We start from the raw sequence: 19,086 nt of genomic DNA on the forward strand, positions 1-19,086 counted from the left end.
ACTCAGCGCTGGCGCTGCTGCGGTTGCCACAGCGCCTCGCCCTGGCCGTCGGCACGGGCCAGCACCCGGGCCAGCACGAACAGCAGGTCCGACAGCCGGTTGAGGTATTGCAGCGCCTCGCTGCGCACGGCTTCGTGGCGGGCCAGGGTGACCGTCTCGCGCTCGGCGCGGCGGACAATGGTGCGCGCCAGATGGCAGCGCGCTGCCGCCTCGCCCCCGGCCGGCAGGATGAACTCCTTCAGCATCGGCAGGCCGGCGTTGAAGTGGTCCAACTGCTGTTCCAGTGCCGAGACATCGGCGGAGTGGATCGCGGCGTGGCCGGGGATGCACAGCTCGGCACCCAGGTCGAACAGCTGGTGCTGCAGGTGCACGACCAGTGCGCGTACGTCCTCCGGCAACGGTGCCGCCAGCAGCAGGCCGAGCGCGGCGTTGGCTTCGTCGACGGTGCCGTAGGACGCCACCCGGGCGTCATCCTTGGCCACGCGCTGGCCGTCACCGAGGCCGGTACTGCCGTCGTCGCCGGTGCGGGTGTAGATGCGCGAGAGGCGATGACCCATGGCGTGGCTCAGTGCCGGATGTCGCGGCGGGCCTGCTGGAGCTTCAGCACCTGCTCCACGGCCAGCTGCAGCGCGGCGGCCAGCGCCACGTAGATGGCGGTGGTACGCAGGTAGGGGCCGAACCATTGCGCGTAGTTCTGCGCCCAGCCGGCCAGGGTCGGCTCGGCCACGTTGCGGCTGCTCCAGTAGAAACCGCCCTGCGCCAGCAGGTGGCAGACCGCCACCGACGCGACCAGCAGCAGCGCGCCCTTGGCCAGCACCGGCCAGCGCGCGGTCTGGTAGTTGCGGCCCAGCAGCATGCCGCCGGCCCACAGCGAGAAGTACGCCGGCAGCAGCAGCCAGTAACCCGGCGACACGCAGTAGTGCTGCCAGAAATCCAGGCCGCTGCTGCGGATCACGATCCAGTCGACCAGCACCGCGAACACCATCAGCAGCGGGAACGCCCAGCGCGTCCAGCGCGCCAGGTAGAAGCCACCGATGAAGAACACCGCCCACGACGCATCGGGGATTGCCGCGAAGTGGTTGACCCGGGTCGCTGCCAGCACCAGAACGAGCACGGACAGGACGAAGGCGCGGTTGGCAGTGTCGGACATGGAGGCGGGCCCGGAGCGGATTCAGGTTTCATTCTAGCCCGCCGCGCGGGTTGGCGCAGGTGCCGCCCGTTCGGCGTACAGTCGGGGCGAGCGCGTATCATGAACACATGAGTGAACGACATGACGTGCTGATTGTCGGTGGTGGCCTGGTGGGCGCCAGCCTGGCCATTGCCCTGGACCGCCTCGGCCGCGACGTGGGCCTGCTCGAGGCCAGCCCCGCCGGCGAGCTGCCGGCGGTGTTCGACCAGCGCAACCTCAGTTTCGCCGCAGCCACCGTCAATGCGCTGACCGCGCTGGGGGTGATGCAGAAACTGACGATGGCGCCGGGCCCCATCCGGCGCATCCACGTCAGCCGCGCCGGCGATTTCGGCCGTGTGCAGCTGGAAGCGGCCGATTATGACCGGCCGTGGTTCGGCCAGGTGGTGGTCGCCCGCGACTTCGGCCAAGCGCTGGAAGCGCGCCTGCAGGAGCTGCCGCGGCTGCACCGTTACCGGCCGATGCGGTTCCTGGGCCTGGGCGAGGTGGTCGATGGCTACCGCCAGGTACGGGTCGCCGACGAGGCCGGCGAACGCGTGCTGCTGGCACGGCTGGTGGTGGGTGCCGACGGTACGACCAGTGGCGTGCGCGGTGCACTGGGCATCGAGGTCGACCGCCATGATTTCCAGCAGACCCTGTTCGTGGCCCGCGTGCGCAGCCAGCGCGCGCCGGATGGCACCGCGTGGGAGCGGTTCACCGATACCGGCCCGACCGCGCTGCTGCCGCGTGGCGATCGCCACTTCGGCACCGTGCATGGCGTGGCACGGGACCAGGCCGATGCGGTGATGGCGCTGGACGATACGGCGTGGCTGCAACGCCTGCAGAGCGCGATCGGCTGGCGTGCCGGCCGCCTGCTCGAATCTGGCCCGCGTAGCGCCTACCCGCTCATCCAGGTGCTGGCGCGTGCGCTGGCCGGTGAACGCACGGTGCTGCTCGGCAATGCCGCGCAGACCATCCACCCGCTGGGTGCACAGGGCTTCAACCTGGGCCTGCGCGATGCGCTGACCCTGGCCGAACTGCTGGAAGATTCCATCGATGATGCCGGCAGCGATGCGCTGCTGCAGGCCTATGTCGCGCGCCGTGAGGAGGACCGCCGGCAGACCGTGGCGTTTTCCGGAGGCCTGGCGCGCCTGACCAGCAACCCGGCGCCGCTGATGCGGCCGCTGCGCAGTCTCGGCCTGGTGGCCGCACAACGTGCCTCGGTACAGTCGATGCTGGTCGGTGGCGCGATGGGCTTCCGTGGCGAAGTGCCGCGGCTGTGCCGTGGAGAAGCGGCATGAGCCGGCGTGCGCGCCTGGACGTGGCCATCGTCGGCGGTGGCGTGGTCGGTGCCGCCTGCGCGCTGGCGTTGGCCGATGCCGGTTTGTCGGTTGCGCTGGTGGAAGGTCGTGAGCCCGCGCCGTGGCAGGCCGCTCAGCCCGACCTGCGCGTGTTCGCCTTCGCCGCTGACAACGTACAGCTGTTGAACCGCCTCGGCGTATGGCAGGCGATCGCGCAGGCCCGCGCCTGGCCCTACCGGCGCATGCAGGTGTGGGACGCGGCCGGTGGCGAGGATCTGCTGTTCGACGCCGATCGCTTCGGTCGTCGTGAGCTGGGCTACATCGTCGAGAACGGACTGCTGCAGGACCGCCTGTGGGCGGCGCTGCCCGCGGCGGGCGTGCAGCTGCATTGCCCGGCACGGGTGGAAGCGCTGGAGCAGGACGAGGACGGCGTGCGCCTGCGCCTGGACGACGGTCGTCGCCTCGAAGCGTCGTTGGCGGTGGCCGCCGACGGTGCCGAATCGACCCTGCGCCAGCTGGCCGGGATCGAGGTGGAAACGCATGACTACCACCAGCGTGGCGTGGTGGCCTATGTCGACAGTGAACTGCCGAACCAGGCCACGGCCTGGCAGCGCTTCCTGCCGACCGGACCGTTGGCGTTGCTGCCGGTGGCCGAGCGCCGCAGCTCGATTGTCTGGACCCTGCCCGAGGACGAGGCTGCGCGCGTGTTGGCCTTGGACGAAGATGCGTTCAACCGCGAACTGACCCGCGCCTTTGCGGCGCGGCTGGGTGACCTGCGGCTGGCCTCGCCGCGTGCGGCGTTCCCGCTGCGCCGCCAGCTGGCACGCCACTACGTGGCCGGCCGTGTGCTGGCATTGGGGGATGCAGCGCATGTGGTGCATCCGCTTGCCGGGCAGGGCGTGAACCTGGGCCTGCGCGATGTGGCTGCTCTGCAGCAGTGGCTGGCGCCGTCGGCCGAACGCCGCGGCCAGCCGCGCCTGTCGCCGCAGCGCCTGCAGCGCTGGGCGCGCGAACGCCGCAGCGACAACCAGATCGCCGCCTACAGCTTTGACGCGATCAACCGCCTGTTCTCCAACGACGAAATGCACCTGACCCTGGCCCGCGGCCGCGCGCTGGGCTGCGTCGGCAAATGGCCGCCGCTGGTGCAGGCGTTCTGGAAGCGCGCCGCCGGCGTCTGACGCAAAAAGGGGACGGAGGGGATTAAGTCGTATGTGGACATACGACTTAATCCCCTCCGTCCCCTTTTTCAATCAACCAGCCAACCGGCCAGGTCGGCACGATCCAGCTTGCCGCGACGCTTCACGTCCAACGCATTGAACTCATCGGCCAGCGCCGGATTCGCCTGCGCTTCCTCGCGGCTGATGAAACCATCGCCGTTCACATCCAGCGCAGCGAAGTGGATGCGGTACTGGCCGACCACGCTGCTCGGTTCCAGCGAACGTACGGTCACCTGTGCCTCGCCAGCCGGCTGTGCAATCTCGACGCTGCCGCTGACCCGGCCGGCATCCAGCGGTTGCTGGCGGATCGCGCCGCCGGTCGGGCCCAGCGGCTGGCTCTGTGCAGGGGTGTGCGGCAGCTGCTGGGCCATCGCCGTTGTACTCAGCAGCAGGACGGCCAGCAGTGCAATCGAACGACCTTGCATGGGTTCTTCCTCCTTGGTAGCGCCAGGCCATGCCCGGCGGACACCGCAGCGTCAGCGCAGCGGCGAGGCCAGTACCGTGATCTCCTCACGGTCGTGGTACAGCTGCTTGGCGCGTACCACCAGCGGCTTGCCGGCCTGGTCCTGGAACAGGTCCAGGCACAAGCGGGTTTCGTCCCAGCGCTTTTTCATCGGCAGCTTCAGATTGAAGATCGCATGCCTGCACCAGCCTTCGCGGAACCAGGTGGCCATGCGTTCGGCCACGCGGCGCGGTTGCTCGACCATGTCGCAGACCATCCAGTCCAGCAGCTGCTCCGGGTGCCAGTGGAAGCCATCGGCGCGCAGGTGCTCGACCAGGCCGGTGTCCAGCACGTGCTGGCGCAGCGGGCCGTTGTCGATGCTCAGCACGTGCATGTGCTGGCGGGTCAGCACCCAGGTCCAGCCGCCGGGTGCGGCGCCGAGGTCGGCCGCGCGCATGCCGGGCTTGGCCAGCGCTTCGCGTTCTTCCGGCGTCAGCAGGGTCAGCAGCGCTTCGTCCAGCTTCAGTGCCGAACGCGAGGGCGCTTCGGGCAGCAGCTTCAGGCGCGGGATGCCCAATGCCCACGGCGCGCTGTCGGCCGGGTCGGCCACGCAGACGAAGGCGTGGGTGCCGTCGACGAACACCACGTGCAGGCGCGGCAGGCGATTGTTTGGCTTGTCAGTAAGCTTGCCGGCCTTGCGCAGCGCCGGGCGCAGTGCATTGCCGAAGGCACGGGCCAGCCCGGACAGCGGCTTGCCGGCGTCCGAATCGGGGTGCTCCACCCACAGGTCACCGAAGCGCGGCGCATCGGCCAGCACCTCCAGCATCGGGGTGATCCGGTCAGCCGGGTCCAACTGCGGCAGCTCGGCCAGCACGGCCAGCTTCTGCCGCGCGAAGATCAGCTCGCGCCAGCGCAGGCGCGGAGCCAGTGCCGCAGCTTCGTCGCACATGAAAAGCACATAGCCGTCATTGCGCTGGGTACGCGCATAACCGGCGAAACCGGCTTCGCCGGCACGGAACTGCAGCTCGCCGGCCAGCTCGGGCTCGAAGCCCTGCCGGCACAGGCACAGCAGGCCGATGCCGGTCTCAGTAACGGGCGCCATCGCTTTCCCCATAGGCACGCAGCACGCTGCGCGCGGCGTCGCGGTTCAGGCCCTGCACCACTTCGATGCCGCGCTTGTTGAGTTCACCCACCCAGTCGGCCGGCAGCGGGCCTTCATCGAACGGGGTCAGCTCTTCGACGTCGGCCGAGTTGGCACCGATCAGCAGGCGGTCGATGCCGGCCCACACGGTAGCGCCATAGCACTGGCAGCACGGCTGCGAACTGGTGGCCAGGGTGACCGGCGACAGCACCGCGTTCAGGCGCGGGGTCTGCAGGCGCTGCTGGGCCAGCATGTAGGCCATGTTCTCGGCGTGCGCCAGCGAGGTCGCATGCGGCATCACCCGGTTCACGCCGGCGGCGATGACCTTGTCATCCGGTCCGAACACCACCGCGCCGAACGGGCCGCCACTGGCGTGCTCGACGTTCAGCCGCGACAGCTCGATCGCCAGCGCGACCTTGGCCTCATCGCCCGGATATCGACGATCCAGGTCGATCTGGTCGTGGATCCAGGCGGGAAGGGTCAGGTGGACTTGCGCGTACAGCATCGCGGGGGTGCCTCGTAGTGGAATGGAAGAAAGTGCGGTTGCTTGGGAAACCGGCGCGCAGTGTAGCTGCACCGGCCTGTATCGGGTGTGGCGGCGGGTCAGCCCGGCGAGCCGGTGCGGATCACCACGTACTGCTTGCGGAACTCCAGCCCGGCCTGCGGCCAGCTGGCCGCGTAGGCGCGCAGCAGGGGCAGGGCGGCGGCGAAGTCGTGGCCGTTGACCCGGCAATCGGCCTCGCACAGGCCACCGGCATCGCGCGAGGCGAACAGGCGGATGGCGAGGAACTGGCGGGCTTTCAGCAGCTCGTCGAAGGCGTCCATGCTGCGGGTGAACAGGCAGCAGGGGCAGGAGCCATGATCGTCTTCGCTGCAGGTGGAGGCATCCACTTCCTGCGCACGGTAGTGCGCCAACGGCCCCAGCACCACGGTGCGTTCGTGTTCCTCGCCATCGTCACCGGCCGGATAGGTCAGGCCCATCATCGGCAGGCCCTGTGCATCTTCGGCGCCGATCGCAGTCTGCAGGGTCGCCAGGTCCACCCGCACCCAGGTCTGGAAGCCGGACTGCAGCGAGGTCCGTTCGTCGGCACCGTTGGCGTGCTGGTACTCGAACAGTCCATCAGCGAACAGGATGGGGTGCTGTGCCTCGATGACCGTGGACGTCTGCCAGCCGCCATTGTCGCGCGCGTGCGCGGCCATTGCGTGAGGGGTCAGGCGCAGTCCGCTTTCCAGCAGCAGTGCACCGCCGTCGACGCGGCAGGCGATGCCGGCGTCCTGCAGGACCTGCTGCAGCAGTGGGAGGAGCGCGGTGGAGGAGGTGGTCATGTCAGGCCTCTGGATGGATCGGGTGGGACATCCAGCCTGGGCCGGGTGTCAATGGTCGAGTGCGTCGCGCTCGGCGCGATAGCGCTGCGCGTCGGGCTGCTGCTGCGGATCGTTGCCGTGGTCGCGCAGCCAGGTTTCCAGCTCGCGGCGATAGTCCGCGCGGAAATCGGCATTGCCCGGGCTGAAGTGCAGCTTGCGCGCCGCCACCTCCACGCGCTCGCGCGCGCTGGCCCGGGCCTGGGCGATGCCATGCGGTGATTCGTTGGTGAGGATGACGAAGTTGCGCGGGAAGCCCGGCGTGTACTTCACCACGAACGGCTGGTCCTGCGCCGGGATGCGGATGGCGTTTTCCAGCGGCCACAACGAAGCGGTATTGGTGTGGAACACCACCTCCACATCGCGCCCTTCGGCAGTGCGCAGCACCGCTTCGTAGCGCCAGATGTACTGCTCGTTGAGCGTGGAATTGGTTTCCTCGGCCTTGACGATCACTGCTTCACCACGCTCGCCCACCACGTTGAGGAACGCGGCGTTGAGGAAGTGGCCGAGGAAGATGTTGAGCATCGCCAGCGGGAACACCACGATGGCGTAGCCCGGAAAGCGCCGCCACCACGAGACCAGACCGGCCAGCACCATCGCCGAAAAGAACGTCAGCAGCGGATGCTGCGAGATGAACCAGAGCAGGGCGGAGAGGGCGGTGATCATGGTCGCGGTCGTGCGGGCGCCGTCCTGGCGCCCGCGCAGATCCTCAGGCCGACCAGGTGTCGCGCAGGGTCACGCTGCGGTTGAACACCGGCTTGGCTTCGGTGTGGTCGCGGCGGTCGGCGACGAAGTAGCCGGTACGCTCGAACTGGAACGACTGCTCCGGCGCGGCGCTGGCCGCGGCCGGCTCGACATAGCCGGTGACAGTGCGGCGCGATTCCGGGTTGAGGTAGTCGCGGTAGGTCTTGCCTTCCGATTCGTCATCCGGGTTCGGCACCGAGAACAGGCGGTCGTACAGGCGGATCTCGGCCGGCACGCCATGCACGGCGCTGACCCAGTGGATGGTGCCCTTGACCTTGCGGTTGGCGCCTTCCATGCCCGGACGCGATTCCGGATCCAGCCAGCCGCGCAGCTCGGTGATGGTGCCGTTGGCATCCTTGATCACTTCATCGCAGCGGATGATGCCGGCGCCGCGCAGCCGCACTTCGCCACCCGGGACCAGGCGCTTCCAGCCCTTCGGCGGCACTTCGGCGAAGTCCTCGCGGTCGATCCACACTTCGCGTGCGAACGGCACTTCGCGGCTGCCGAAGCTCTCGTCCTTCGGGTGGTTGCTGAAGGTCAACTGCTCTTCGTGGCCTTCCGGCAGGTTGGTCAGCACCAGCTTGACCGGATCGATCACCGCCATGCGGCGCGGCGCTGCACTGTCCAGGTCTTCGCGCAGCGCGCCTTCCAGCACGCTGAAGTCGATCAGCGAGTTCTGTTTGCTGATGCCCACGCGCTCGGCGAACAGGCGCATCGCGGCCGGGGTGTAGCCACGGCGACGCAGGCCCTGCAGGGTCGGCATGCGCGGGTCTTCCCAGCCATCCACCAGCTGCTCGGTGACCAGCGCCATCAGCTTGCGCTTGCTCATCACCGTGTAGTTGATGTTCAGGCGCGAGAACTCGATCTGGCGCGGCTTGGCCGCTTCGCGTGGCAGGCCGGCGTCGACCAGCGGCTGGGTCAGCGCATCGTCATGGGCGAAATCGACGTTGTCCACGCACCAGTCGTACAGCGGGCGGTGGTCTTCGAATTCCAGCGTGCACAGCGAGTGGGTGATGCCCTCGATCGAATCACCCAGGGCGTGGGCGAAGTCGTACATCGGGTAGATCGGCCACGCGTTGCCGGTGTTCTGGTGCTCGACGTGCTTGATGCGGTACAGCGCCGGATCGCGCAGGTTGATGTTGCCGCTGGCCATGTCGATCTTGGCGCGCACGGTGCGCGCGCCATCCGGGAATTCACCGGCGCGCATGCGGCGGAACAGGTCGAGGTTTTCCTCGACGCTGCGGTCGCGCCACGGCGACGGGCGGCCCGGTTCGGTCAGGGTGCCGCGGTAGGCGCGCACTTCCTCGGCCGACAGGTCGCAGACATAGGCCTTGCCCTGTTCGATCAGCTTCTCGGCGGCCAGGTAATAGGTCTGGAAGTAGTCCGAAGCGTGGCGCAGCTCGTTCCAGCTGAAGCCCAGCCAGCGCACGTCGTCCTGGATCGCGGCCACGTACTCCGGATCTTCCTTGGCCGGGTTGGTGTCGTCGAAGCGCAGGTTGCAGACGCCGCTGAACTCACCGGCGATGCCGAAGTTCAGGCAGATCGACTTGGCATGGCCGATGTGCAGATAGCCGTTCGGCTCCGGCGGGAAGCGGGTCTTGATCGCCTGGTGCTTTCCGCTGGCCAGGTCCTCGCGCACGATCTGGCGGATGAAATCGCGCTTTTCGTGGCTGTCGGCGGGGGTCTCGGGGCTGGCGGGGGTGTGCTCGGACATGAGTCGGCGAAAAGAAAGGCAGAAAGACCAACAGTCTAGCGCGTACGGGGCAGGGCTGCCCGGTGGGGTGTGGGGATGCCGGCCAGCGGCCGGCACTACCCACCCATCTTCCGGTAGCGCCGGCCGCTGGCCGGCAGAACGGTCATGCGCCGTCACCACCACCATTCAGCCCCCGGGCGTATGCTGGAACCCTGTCCCACGGAGCCGCCGCATGCACATCGTGTACAAGGCCGACAACCTGTTCGACGCCCACTTGGTCAAGCACGCGCTGGAAGATGCCGGCATCCCGGCCTTCGTGTTCGGCGAGTCGCTGCTGGGCGGCATGGGCGAACTGCCGCTGTTTGGCGTGCTGCGGGTGGGAATCCCCGATGCCGCGCGCACCCAGGCCGAGGACATCGTTGCCGCGCTGGACTTGGGCCAAGCCCCATCCGACCCCATTTCAGATGCAGACGACATAGCCGGCCTGCCGGCGTAGGAGCGCATCATGTTGGGAATTGGCCAGGGCATCCTCGGCATCGGCGCCTTCAAGCAGCGCCTGCCGCGCCCGGAAGAGGCGCTGCCGGGGCGCGAGCAGCCATTGCCGCTGCACAGCAACCAACACTTCGTGAACAGCCATCCGCTGAAGGACCGTTTCGCCGGCCTGCAGCAGATCCGTTTCGCACTGGGCTGCTTCTGGGGCGCCGAGCGCAAGTTCTGGACCGAACCGGGCGTGTACAGCACCTCGGTCGGCTATGCCGGCGGCATCACCCCGAACCCGACCTATGAAGAGGTCTGCTCGGGCCTGACTGGCCACACTGAAGTGGTGCAGGTGGTGTTCGACCCGGCGGTGGTGAGCCTGGAGCGGCTGCTGCAGCTGTTCTGGGAAAGCCACGACCCGACCCAGGGCATGCGCCAGGGCAACGACACCGGCACCCAGTACCGCTCGGCGATCCACGCCACCGACGAGGCACAGTACGCCGCGGCGCTGGCCAGCCGCGAGGCGTACCAGGCGCAGCTGGATGCGGCCGGCTACGGCCCGATCACCACCGAGATCGTGTATTCGGCACCGGAGTACTACTACGCCGAGGACTATCACCAGCAGTACCTGGCGAAGAACCCGAACGGTTACTGCGGCATCGGCGGCACCGGCGTGAGCTGCCCGATCGGTTTGGATGTGGAGGCGCCGCGCTGACGCGCGGTGGTCCGCCTGCGGCGGGCAACGTCAACGGCTGAAAGCCAAAGCCAAAGCCAAAGCCAAAGCCAAAGCCAAAGCCAAAGCGGCTCTGGTTTGCTGTGAGTTTGGCGGGATGGGTGCAGATGGCGGGACACGCCGTAAACCCGTCCTTGGGGGCTCGGCCACGGCATCCATGCCGTGGACGGTCCCGCCATCTGCACCCGTCCCACCTTCGACAGTTTCCCGGTGACGGTGGGCGAGAGCATGGGTTACTGACGAACTGAAGAAAAACAAAAAGGACGCGGCGTTCGCCGCGTCCTTTTTGTTTGATCCTGCAGTGCTTTCTGTAGAACCGAGTCATGCTCGGCTGCGAGCAAGCGAAGCGCGCGACCCGCTGTTGCTCTTCTTTCTTTCTTCCGTGGCGGGCGGCCACCGGAAACTGTCAGAGGGCGGTCGGGTTGGGTTCGCGGGAGTGTCCGCCGCATGGATGCGGCGGCCAAGCCCCCACGGATGGGTTTACGGCGTCTCCCGCGAACCCAACCCGACCGACCCAGCGCGGCTTTTTGCTCTTCGCGACCAACCGACCCGCCACGAGGGGCTCAGCCGTTGGCCGGAATTACAGTTCCGAGCGAATGCGCTCGCGCAGCGCCTGCAGATCCTTGGCAAACGCATCGATACCGGTCGCCAGCTTCTCGGTCGCCATCGGATCGGCGGCCAGATCCGCCGCGAACTTCGCCGCATCAATCGGGGTCACCGCCACGCCGTCGGCGGCACCGGCCACCAGCTTGCGCGGCAGCTCGCCGTGGTCGGCGTCCAGCTTCTCCAGCAGGTCCGGCGAAATCGTCAGGCGGTCGCAGCCGGCCAGCGCTTCGATCTGCGCGGTCGAACGGAACGAGGCGCCCATCACCACCGTCGGCGAACCGCGACGCTTGAATTCGGCGTACACGCCGCGCACGAACTTCACGCCCGGGTCTTCGTCGATGCTGGCCGGGGCCTGGCCGTTGGCCACGTACCAGTCCAGGATGCGGCCGACGAACGGCGAGATCAGGAACGCGCCGGCTTCGCTGCAGGCCAGCGCCTGGGTCGGGTTGAAGATCAGGGTCAGGTTGCAGTCGATGCCTTCGGCCTGCAGGATGCGCGCGGCTTCCACGCCTTCCCAGGTCGCGGCGATCTTGATCAGGATCTTCTCGCGCGGCACGCCGGCATCGGCATACATCTGGATGAACTGGCGGGCCTTGGCCACGGTGGCGGCGGTGTCGTGGGCCTGGTCGGCATCCACTTCGGTGGACACGCGGCCCGGCACCAGCGTGCTCAGCAGCGCGCCGACGCCGATGGTCAGGCGGTCGGCCACGGCATGCACCACGGCTTCGCGGTCGCCCGTCTGCTGCCGGCCCCAGGCCAGTTCGCGTTCGATCAGCTCGGCGTAGACCGGCAGGTCCAGCGCCTTCTTCACCAGGGTCGGATTGGTGGTGCAGTCCACCGGCTGCAGGCGCTTGATGGCCTCGTAGTCACCGGTATCGGCAACGACCACGGACAGTTCGCGCAGCTGGGACAGTTTGGACGGGGTACTCATTACGGCTCCTGGTGCAGGGGGATCGAATCGCGCGCGGTGCGCAGCGGTAATCAGGGGCGGTCGTTGTGGACCGCGGTCACGCGCAGGCGCAGCTTGCGGCCGCCGGGCGCGTTCCAGTCGATGCTCTGGCCGATCGAAAGGCCGAGCAGGGCACTGCCGACGGGGGCCAGCACGGAAACCTTGCCTTCATCGACGTTGGCTTCGCGGGGGAAGACCAGGGTCAGGACGTGCTTCTCGCCCGACACTTCATCTTCGCACTCCACGCGCGAATGCATCATGACGATGCCTTCGGGAATCTGGTCCGGTGCCAGCACGGTGGCACGGTTGAGTTCTTCAGCAAGCGCGAGCGCGGCAGGCGTCTGGCTCAGCGCGGGGGATTCGAGCATGGCGTCCAGGCGGTCCATGTCGAAGGTGGAAACGGTGATCGACGGCGGCAGGCCGCTGGCGGTACTCATGGTGAAGCTCCTTGGTTGAAAGCCATGCAAAAGGCGGCACCTGCTGGCGCCGCCTGTCTGTATTGTGGGGACAAATGCGGCCGGAATCGACTCCTGCCGATTCCAGGCCGGTGCTGCGGGGGTTCAGCCGTTCAGCGCGGGGCCGGGCAGGGCGGCAGTGTCGCCGGCGGCGTTGACCGCCTCCAGGGTGAACAGCGCCTGCGGCAGGCGCTTGAACTGGTCGGCCAGCTCCATCAGGAAGTCGTTCATGGCCGAACTGCGGCGCCAGATCATGGCGATGCGGCGGCTGGGACGGCCTTCACCGGTGAAGTCGAGCAGGCGGATGTTGTTCGAGCGCGGGACCGGCGGCTGCACCGACAGGCTCGGCAGCAGGGTGATGCCGACGTCGGCGGCGACCATCTGCCGCAGGGTTTCCAGGCTGGTGGCGCGGAACTCGGACTTCTCGTTGGCGCCGAACAGGCGGCAGACCTCCAGTGCCTGGTCGCGCAGGCAATGCCCGTCTTCCAGCAGCAGCAGCTTCTGCGTGGCCAGTTCCTGCACGTCCAGGTGTTCGCGACGGGCCAGCGGGTGGCGCCCGGAAACGGCCAGCAGGAACGGTTCCTCGAACAGGAACTCGGCATGCAGCTGGTCGTCGATCACCGGCAGGGCCAGCAGCGCGGCGTCCAGCTTGCCTTCGCGCAGGCGGTCCAGCAGCACATCGCTCTTTTCCTCGACCAGCAGCAGTTCCAGCTCCGGGAAGCGCTCGCGGATGCGCGGGATCACATGCGGCAGCAGGTACGGGCCGAGGGTCGGGAAGATCCCCAGGCGCACCGTACCGGCTTCCGGGTCGCGGCTGCGTCGCGCCGCTTCCTTCAGCTGTTCCACTTCGGACACGATCACACGCGCCCGTGCCGCCGCTTCCTGGCCGGCCGGGGTCAGCATCACCTTGCGCGGTGCGCGTTCCACCAGTGGCAGGCCCAGCTCTTCTTCCAGCTTGCGGATCTGCGTGGACAGCGTGGGCTGGCTGACGAAGCATGAAGCGGCAGCCCGGCCGAAATGCTTGTGGTCGGCCAGGGCTACCAGGTACTTCAGATCACGTAGGTTCATCCTTACACCCCAGGGGTAACGGACCGGCTGACGGCGTGGTTACCCGACAGGCAGACAAAGTTCCCGGTGATCTGGGAACGGTGGATCAGGCCGCTTCAGCAACGGCACCGCTGCTGTTGCTCACCGACGAGCGGATCAGGTGGTCGAACGCGCTCAGTGCGGCGGTTGAGCCGGCGCCCATGGCGATGATGATCTGCTTGTAGGGTACCGTCGTGCAATCGCCAGCGGCGAACACACCCGGCAGGTTGGTCTGGCCGCGGTCGTCGATGACGACCTCGCCACGCGGCGACAGCGCCACGGTGTCCTTCAGCCACTCGGTGTTGGGCAGCAGGCCGATCTGCACGAAGATGCCTTCCAGCTCGACGCGGTGGGCGTCGCCGCCGACGCGGTCCTTGTAGACCAGGCCGGTGACGCGGCTGCCGTCGCCCAGCACTTCAGTGGTCTGCGCGCTGGTCAGCACGGTGACGTTGCCGAGGCTGCGCAGCTTCTTCTGCAGCACTTCATCGGCGCGCAGGCTGGAATCGAACTCCAGTAGGGTCACATGCGACACGATGCCGGCCAGGTCGATGGCCGCTTCCACGCCGGAGTTGCCGCCGCCGATCACCGCCACGCGCTTGCCCTTGAACAGCGGGCCATCGCAGTGCGGGCAGTAGGCCACACCCTTGTTGCGGTACTGGTCCTCGCCCGGCACATTCATCTGCCGCCAGCGCGCGCCGGTGGACAGGATCACCGAACGCGACTTCAGCACCGCGCCGTTTTCCAGCTGCACCTGCACCAGGCCGTCTTCACCGGCTGGCACCAGCGCACTGGCGCGCTGCAGGTTCATGATGTCCACCTCGTACTCGCGCACGTGCTGTTCCAGCGCCGTGGCCAGCTTCGGGCCTTCGGTCTCCTTCACCGAAATGAAGTTCTCGATCGCCATGGTGTCCAGCACCTGGCCACCGAAACGCTCGGCGGCGATGCCGGTGCGGATGCCCTTGCGTGCGGCGTAGATTGCCGCTGCAGCGCCGGCCGGGCCACCGCCCACCACCAGAACGTCGAAGGCGTCCTTGGCAGCGATCTTCTCGGCATCGCGCTTGCTGGCATTGGTATCCAGCTTGGCCACGATCTGCTCGAGGGTCATGCGGCCCTGGTCGAACACTTCACCGTTGAGGTACACGGTCGGCACCGACATGATCTCGCGCTTCTCGACTTCGTCCTGGAACAGGGCACCGTCGATGGCCACGTGCTGGATGCGCGGGTTGAGCACCGCGGCCAGGTTCAGGGCCTGCACCACGTCCGGGCAGTTCTGGCAGGACAGCGAGAAGTAGGTTTCGAAGCGGTAGTCGCCTTCCAGGTTCTGCACCTGCTCGATCAGCTCGGCGGTGGCCTTGGACGGATGACCGCCCACCTGCAGCAGTGCCAGCACCAACGAGGTGAACTCGTGGCCCATCGGCAGGCCGGCGAAGGTCAGGTGGATGTCCTGGCCCGGGGTGCCCAGGTCGAACGAGGGCACGCGGCCCTGGCCGTCGCGCAGCACCTGCAGCGAGATCTTGTCCGACAGGCTGTCCAGGGTCTGCAGCAGTTCCAGCATTTCCTGCGACTTGGCGCCATCGTCGGCGTGCGCGGTGATCTGGATCGGGCGGGTCACGCGCTCCAGATAGGTCTTCAGCTGCGACTGCAGGTTGGCGTCCAACATCGGGTCTTCTCCTGGCTTCAGGCAAACAGGGGGCGTGGCACCGCTGTAGAAGGTAGCGGACCAGCAGGGGGTAGGGGTGAACCCAAGACAGCGACCGTGGAAGGGGCTGGCTGGCCAAAGCGAGCGGGCGTTGGCTGTCTTGGGTTCACCCCCACGCCGGCGGGGGGACCGGCACGGGGATGAAGGGCGCACCGTGGCGTGGGGCCACGGCAGGCCGGTACTGCGTTAGATCTTGCCGACCAGGTCCAGCGACGGGGTCAGGGTCTTCTCGCCTTCCTTCCACTTGGCCGGGCAGACCTGGTTCGGGTTGGCGGCGGTGAACTGGGCAGCCTTCAGCTTGCGCAGGGTCTCGGCGACGTCACGGGCGATCTCGTTGGAGTGGATCTCCAGGGTCTTGATCACGCCTTCCGGGTTGATGATGAAGGTGCCGCGCAGGGCCAGGCCTTCCTCTTCAATGTGCACGCCGAAAGCGCGGGTCAGCTGGTGGGTCGGGTCGCCGACCAGCGGGAACTGGGCCTTGCCGACGGCCGGCGAGGTTTCGTGCCACACCTTGTGCGAGAAGTGGGTGTCGGTGGTGACGATGTAGACCTCGGCGCCGGCCTTCTTGAACTCGGCGTAATGGTCAGCCGCGTCCTCGATCTCGGTCGGGCAGTTGAAGGTGAAGGCGGCCGGCATGAAGATCAGGACGGACCACTGGCCCTTCAGGCTGTTGTCGGAAACCTTGATGAACTCGCCATTGTGGTAAGCGTTGGCTTCGAACGGCTGGATCTGGGTGTTGATGAGGGACATCATTTTTCCTCTGGTGAAGGGGAGTGGGTGAATCGACAGGACCTAGGTTACCGATTCGCTTGCGATAAGAACAATCCATTGATTGCATCTATTTGATAGATGGAGTCTATCAAAGTGCCATGAGCAGGCACTGAATCTTGCCGTTCCCATCGTGCAACTGCCTGTATGACAAGGGAAATCGTCCTGAGCGGGTGAAGAGGGCTGATAGCCCCTCCTTATGCCCTCTGGCGAAACCTGAACGGATTCCAGCTTTTCCAGAGCCGAGCCCATGCTCGGCTGCGGACCTGTAGCCGGGCCTACGCTCGGATGTTCCAGAAGCAGCCGAGCATGGGCTCGGCTCTACAATTGCGGAATGTCTTTCCAAACCGAACCCACCCTGCGCCAGATCGTGGCCGATGCCAGCGCCCGCCTGGGCGGCATCGAAGCCCGCCACGAGGCTGAACTGCTGCTGCTGCACGTACTGGACCGCCCGCGCAGCTGGCTGTTCGCCCACGCCACCGATCCGCTGGCCGCCAATGACCAGGCCGCCTTCGAGGCGTTGCTGGCCCGCCGCGTGGCCGGTGAGCCGGTGGCCTACCTGACCGGCCGCCGCGGATTCTGGACGCTGGACCTGGAGGTCGACCCGGCCACGCTGATCCCGCGCCCGGAAACCGAGCTGCTGGTCGAGTTGGCACTGGAGCGCCTGCCGCAAGACCAGTCGCTGCAGCTGGCCGACCTGGGCACCGGCAGTGGTGCGATTGCACTGGCACTGGCCAGCGAACGGCCGCAGGCGCAGGTGCTGGCCACCGATGCCAGCCCGGGCGCGTTGGCCGTGGCCGCGCGCAACGCGGCCCGCCATGAATTGCGCAACGTCCGCTTCGCCGAGGGCGGGCACGACTGGTATGCGCCGCTGCAGGGCGCGCGCTTCGACCTGATCGCCAGCAACCCGCCGTATATCGCCAGCGACGATCCGCATCTGGAACAGGGCGACCTGCGTTTTGAACCGGCTACCGCGCTGGCCTCCGGCGTGGATGGCCTGGATGACATCCGTCGCATCGTCGACGGTGGCCAGGCCCACCTGCTGCCCGGCGGCTGGTTGCTGATCGAGCACGGTTGGGACCAGGGCGAGGCGATCCGCGCGCTGTTCGACGCTGCTGGTTTCACCGAGGTGCAGACCGTGCAGGATCTGGAGCAGCGCGACCGCATCACCCTGGGTCGGCGTCCGGCCTAGAATGGAGGTTCTCCTGCCCCGGCAGGGCATCACCCTGGAGCTGCAAGCATGCGTACGCTGTACCCCGCCATCACCCCCTACGACGTCGGCACCCTGAAGGTCGACGACCGCCACACGCTGTACTTCGAACAGTGCGGCAACCCGGACGGCAAGCCGGTGGTGATGCTGCACGGTGGCCCGGGCGGTGGCTGCAGCGACAAGATGCGCCAGTTCCACGACCCGTCCAAGTACCGCATCATCCTGTTCGACCAGCGCGGTGCCGGCCGTTCCACCCCGCACGCGGACCTGGTGGACAACACCACCTGGGACCTTGTTGCGGATATCGAAAAACTGCGCGAGCACCTCAAGGTCGATCGCTGGCAGGTGTTCGGTGGCAGCTGGGGTTCGACCCTGGCCCTGGCCTATGCCGAAACCCACCCGCAGCGCGTGACCGAACTGGTCCTGCGCGGCATCTTCATGCTGCGTCGCTGGGAGCTGGAATGGTTCTACCAGGAAGGCGCCAACCGCTTGTTCCCGGATGCGTGGGAGCACTACCTCAAGCCGATCCCGTCGGTGGAGCGTCATGACCTGATCTCGGCCTTCCACCGCCGCCTGACCAGCGAAGACGAGACCACCCGCCTGGAAGCAGCCAAGGCCTGGGCGGTGTGGGAAGGCGCGACCAGCTTCCTGCATGTCGATGATGACTTCATCAACAGCCACGAAGACCCGCATTTCGCGCTGGCGTTTGCCCGCATCGAGAACCACTACTTCGTCAACGGCGGTTTCTTCGAAGTGGAAGACCAGCTGCTGCGTGACGCGCACCGCATCGCCGATATTCCCGGCGTGATCGTGCACGGCCGCTACGACGTGGTCTGCCCGCTGGCCAACGCCTGGGACCTGACCAAGGTCTGGCCGAAGGCCAAGCTGGAGATCACACCGGCCTCGGGCCATTCGGCGTTCGAGGCCGAGAACGTGGACGCGCTGGTACGCGCCACCGATAGTTTTGCCTGATACCCACGGGGTCAGAGCCCTTTCCCACGGAAAGGGCTCTGACCCCGGTCCGGAACCCCATCCACGCATGGCGTGGATCTACCACAGCCTGGTAGTGCCGGCCGCTGGCCGGCAACCGGGAAACGGTTGGATCGCGCAGACGCCGACCAGCGGCCGGCGCTACCAATCGCCGGCCAGCAAGGCGTCAGCCAGCACCTGCAGCTTTGGCGAATGCTGGCGCGACGGCGGGTAGATCAACGACAGTTCGCGGCTGCGGCCTTCGAACGGCTGCAGCACGCGCTGCAGCCGGCCATCGGCCAGCGCGTCGGCCACCGCGAAATCCATCACCTGCACGATGCCGATGCCGGCGATGGCCGCTTCCACCAGCGGATCGCCGCTGTCGAATACCATGCGCGTCGGTGGCGTGACCTCGCGCAGTTGCCCGTCCTGCAGGAACTGCCAGTCCACCAGCCGGCCACTGCGCAGGTTGCGCACCGCCAGGCAGGCATGATCCTGCAGCGCGGCCACATCGTCCGGTGCGCCACAGCGGGCCAGATAGCCCGGGCTGGCCACCGTCACCCAGCGCAGCGGCCGCAATGGCCGCGCAACAATGCGCTGGTCGGCGATGACGCCGGTGCGCAGCGCGGCATCGAAGCCTTCCTCGACCAGATCGACCAGGCGGTCGCTGAGCACGGCTTCCACCTGCAGCTGCGGATGCCGTTGCAGCAACGGTGCCAGCATCGGCACCAGCACCTTGCGCCCGAACATCGACGGCGCACTGATCTTCAACGTGCCTGAGGGCGTGCACGGGCGATCGGCCAGCTGCCGCTCGGCATCGTCCAGGCCGGCCAGCAGCGGTGCCACCTGTTCCACGAACTGGCGGCCATCCGGGGTCAGCGCCACGTTGCGGGTGTTCCGCTGCAGCAGCTTCACCCCCAGCGATACTTCCAGCCGCCCGATCGCACGCGACAGGCCGGACTGGCTCAGGCCCAGCTGGCCGGCGGCCACGGTGAAACTGCGGGCTTCGGCCACCTGCACCAGCATGCGCACCGCATTGAGGTCCATCGAGGCTGCATTCATGCGGAAA

At 67.4% G+C, this 19,086-nt stretch carries 20 protein-coding genes; 6 read left to right on the top strand and 14 right to left on the bottom strand.

Annotated features, from left to right (window positions below; genetic code table 11):
• Positions 1–2 precede the first annotated feature (2 nt).
• Together ACZK4H_RS03495 and ACZK4H_RS03500 are read right to left on the bottom strand one after the other, a co-directional pair.
• Positions 3–557, bottom strand: coding sequence for a cob(I)yrinic acid a,c-diamide adenosyltransferase (locus ACZK4H_RS03495; protein ID WP_099552752.1), 555 nt, complete (start codon positions 555–557; stop codon positions 3–5).
• An 8-nt stretch (positions 558–565) separates the two neighbouring features.
• Positions 566–1,150, bottom strand: a complete 585-nt coding sequence (locus ACZK4H_RS03500; protein ID WP_049428818.1) for a hypothetical protein — start codon at positions 1,148–1,150, stop codon at positions 566–568.
• 107 nt (positions 1,151–1,257) lie between these two features.
• On the opposite strand from ACZK4H_RS03500, the gene ubiH reads away from it, so the two are divergent.
• The gene (gene ubiH / locus ACZK4H_RS03505; protein ID WP_099552751.1) at positions 1,258–2,466 is read left to right on the top strand and encodes a 2-octaprenyl-6-methoxyphenyl hydroxylase; all 1,209 of its coding nucleotides are present in this window, start codon (positions 1,258–1,260) and stop codon (positions 2,464–2,466) included.
• Positions 2,463–3,644, top strand: a complete 1,182-nt coding sequence (locus tag ACZK4H_RS03510) for a UbiH/UbiF family hydroxylase (RefSeq protein WP_099552750.1) — start codon at positions 2,463–2,465, stop codon at positions 3,642–3,644. Before ubiH ends, ACZK4H_RS03510 begins: the two co-directional genes overlap by 4 nt.
• Before the next feature lie 68 nt (positions 3,645–3,712).
• On the opposite strand, the gene ACZK4H_RS03515 is transcribed toward ACZK4H_RS03510, so the two are convergent.
• The 6 genes from ACZK4H_RS03515 to ACZK4H_RS03540 all read right to left on the bottom strand — a co-directional run bounded on the left by ACZK4H_RS03515 (position 3,713) and on the right by ACZK4H_RS03540 (position 9,086).
• Positions 3,713–4,108: an EF-hand domain-containing protein gene (locus ACZK4H_RS03515; protein WP_099552749.1), complete on the bottom strand. Its 396-nt coding sequence runs from the start codon at positions 4,106–4,108 to the stop codon at positions 3,713–3,715.
• Positions 4,109–4,159: 51 nt separating this feature from the next.
• Positions 4,160–5,227 (bottom strand): 23S rRNA (cytidine(2498)-2'-O)-methyltransferase RlmM, encoded by a 1,068-nt coding sequence (gene rlmM, locus ACZK4H_RS03520; RefSeq protein WP_099552748.1) that lies wholly within the window; start codon positions 5,225–5,227, stop codon positions 4,160–4,162.
• A complete protein-coding gene (locus ACZK4H_RS03525) occupies positions 5,211–5,771 on the bottom strand; it encodes a nucleoside deaminase (protein WP_004154307.1) in 561 nt (186 codons plus the stop codon). The genes rlmM and ACZK4H_RS03525 overlap by 17 nt, the downstream gene beginning before the upstream one ends.
• A gap of 98 nt (positions 5,772–5,869) precedes the next feature.
• Positions 5,870–6,592, bottom strand: coding sequence for a DUF6348 family protein (locus tag ACZK4H_RS03530; RefSeq protein WP_099552747.1), 723 nt, complete (start codon positions 6,590–6,592; stop codon positions 5,870–5,872).
• Between the two features lie 48 nt (positions 6,593–6,640).
• Positions 6,641–7,294 (bottom strand): hypothetical protein, encoded by a 654-nt coding sequence (locus ACZK4H_RS03535; RefSeq protein ID WP_099552746.1) that lies wholly within the window; start codon positions 7,292–7,294, stop codon positions 6,641–6,643.
• Between the two features lie 43 nt (positions 7,295–7,337).
• Positions 7,338–9,086, bottom strand: coding sequence for a glutamine--tRNA ligase/YqeY domain fusion protein (locus ACZK4H_RS03540; RefSeq protein ID WP_099552745.1), 1,749 nt, complete (start codon positions 9,084–9,086; stop codon positions 7,338–7,340).
• Between the two features lie 211 nt (positions 9,087–9,297).
• On the opposite strand from ACZK4H_RS03540, the gene ACZK4H_RS03545 reads away from it, so the two are divergent.
• On the top strand, positions 9,298–9,561 hold the full coding sequence (locus ACZK4H_RS03545) for a putative signal transducing protein (RefSeq protein ID WP_099552744.1): 264 nt from the start codon (positions 9,298–9,300) through the stop codon (positions 9,559–9,561).
• A gap of 30 nt (positions 9,562–9,591) precedes the next feature.
• Positions 9,592–10,257 (top strand): peptide-methionine (S)-S-oxide reductase MsrA, encoded by a 666-nt coding sequence (msrA, locus tag ACZK4H_RS03550; RefSeq protein WP_197577791.1) that lies wholly within the window; start codon positions 9,592–9,594, stop codon positions 10,255–10,257.
• Between the two features lie 598 nt (positions 10,258–10,855).
• Here msrA and ACZK4H_RS03555 read toward each other — a convergent pair.
• The 5 genes from ACZK4H_RS03555 to ahpC all read right to left on the bottom strand — a co-directional run bounded on the left by ACZK4H_RS03555 (position 10,856) and on the right by ahpC (position 15,820).
• Positions 10,856–11,812, bottom strand: coding sequence for a transaldolase (locus tag ACZK4H_RS03555; RefSeq protein WP_099552742.1), 957 nt, complete (start codon positions 11,810–11,812; stop codon positions 10,856–10,858).
• A gap of 50 nt (positions 11,813–11,862) precedes the next feature.
• Complete coding sequence (gene rnk, locus ACZK4H_RS03560) at positions 11,863–12,267, bottom strand: nucleoside diphosphate kinase regulator (protein ID WP_005408156.1); 405 nt, start codon at positions 12,265–12,267, stop codon at positions 11,863–11,865.
• A gap of 123 nt (positions 12,268–12,390) precedes the next feature.
• Complete coding sequence (locus ACZK4H_RS03565; RefSeq protein WP_087921594.1) at positions 12,391–13,353, bottom strand: LysR substrate-binding domain-containing protein; 963 nt, start codon at positions 13,351–13,353, stop codon at positions 12,391–12,393.
• Between the two features lie 85 nt (positions 13,354–13,438).
• Positions 13,439–15,031 (bottom strand): alkyl hydroperoxide reductase subunit F, encoded by a 1,593-nt coding sequence (gene ahpF, locus ACZK4H_RS03570; RefSeq protein WP_099552741.1) that lies wholly within the window; start codon positions 15,029–15,031, stop codon positions 13,439–13,441.
• Between the two features lie 225 nt (positions 15,032–15,256).
• On the bottom strand, positions 15,257–15,820 hold the full coding sequence (gene ahpC, locus ACZK4H_RS03575) for an alkyl hydroperoxide reductase subunit C (protein WP_014036055.1): 564 nt from the start codon (positions 15,818–15,820) through the stop codon (positions 15,257–15,259).
• A 352-nt stretch (positions 15,821–16,172) separates the two neighbouring features.
• On the opposite strand from ahpC, the gene prmC reads away from it, so the two are divergent.
• Together prmC and pip are read left to right on the top strand one after the other, a co-directional pair.
• A complete protein-coding gene (gene prmC, locus ACZK4H_RS03580) occupies positions 16,173–17,030 on the top strand; it encodes a peptide chain release factor N(5)-glutamine methyltransferase (RefSeq protein WP_099552740.1) in 858 nt (285 codons plus the stop codon).
• 48 nt (positions 17,031–17,078) lie between these two features.
• Positions 17,079–18,020, top strand: a complete 942-nt coding sequence (gene pip / locus ACZK4H_RS03585) for a prolyl aminopeptidase (RefSeq protein ID WP_032130095.1) — start codon at positions 17,079–17,081, stop codon at positions 18,018–18,020.
• Positions 18,021–18,179: 159 nt separating this feature from the next.
• Here pip and ACZK4H_RS03590 read toward each other — a convergent pair whose 3' ends face one another.
• Entirely contained in the window at positions 18,180–19,064 is an 885-nt protein-coding gene (locus ACZK4H_RS03590; RefSeq protein WP_099552763.1) for a LysR family transcriptional regulator, read from the bottom strand.
• Between the last annotated feature and the right edge of the window lie 22 nt (positions 19,065–19,086).

It is taken from the genome of Stenotrophomonas sp. 78350_Sma (assembly GCF_056482105.1).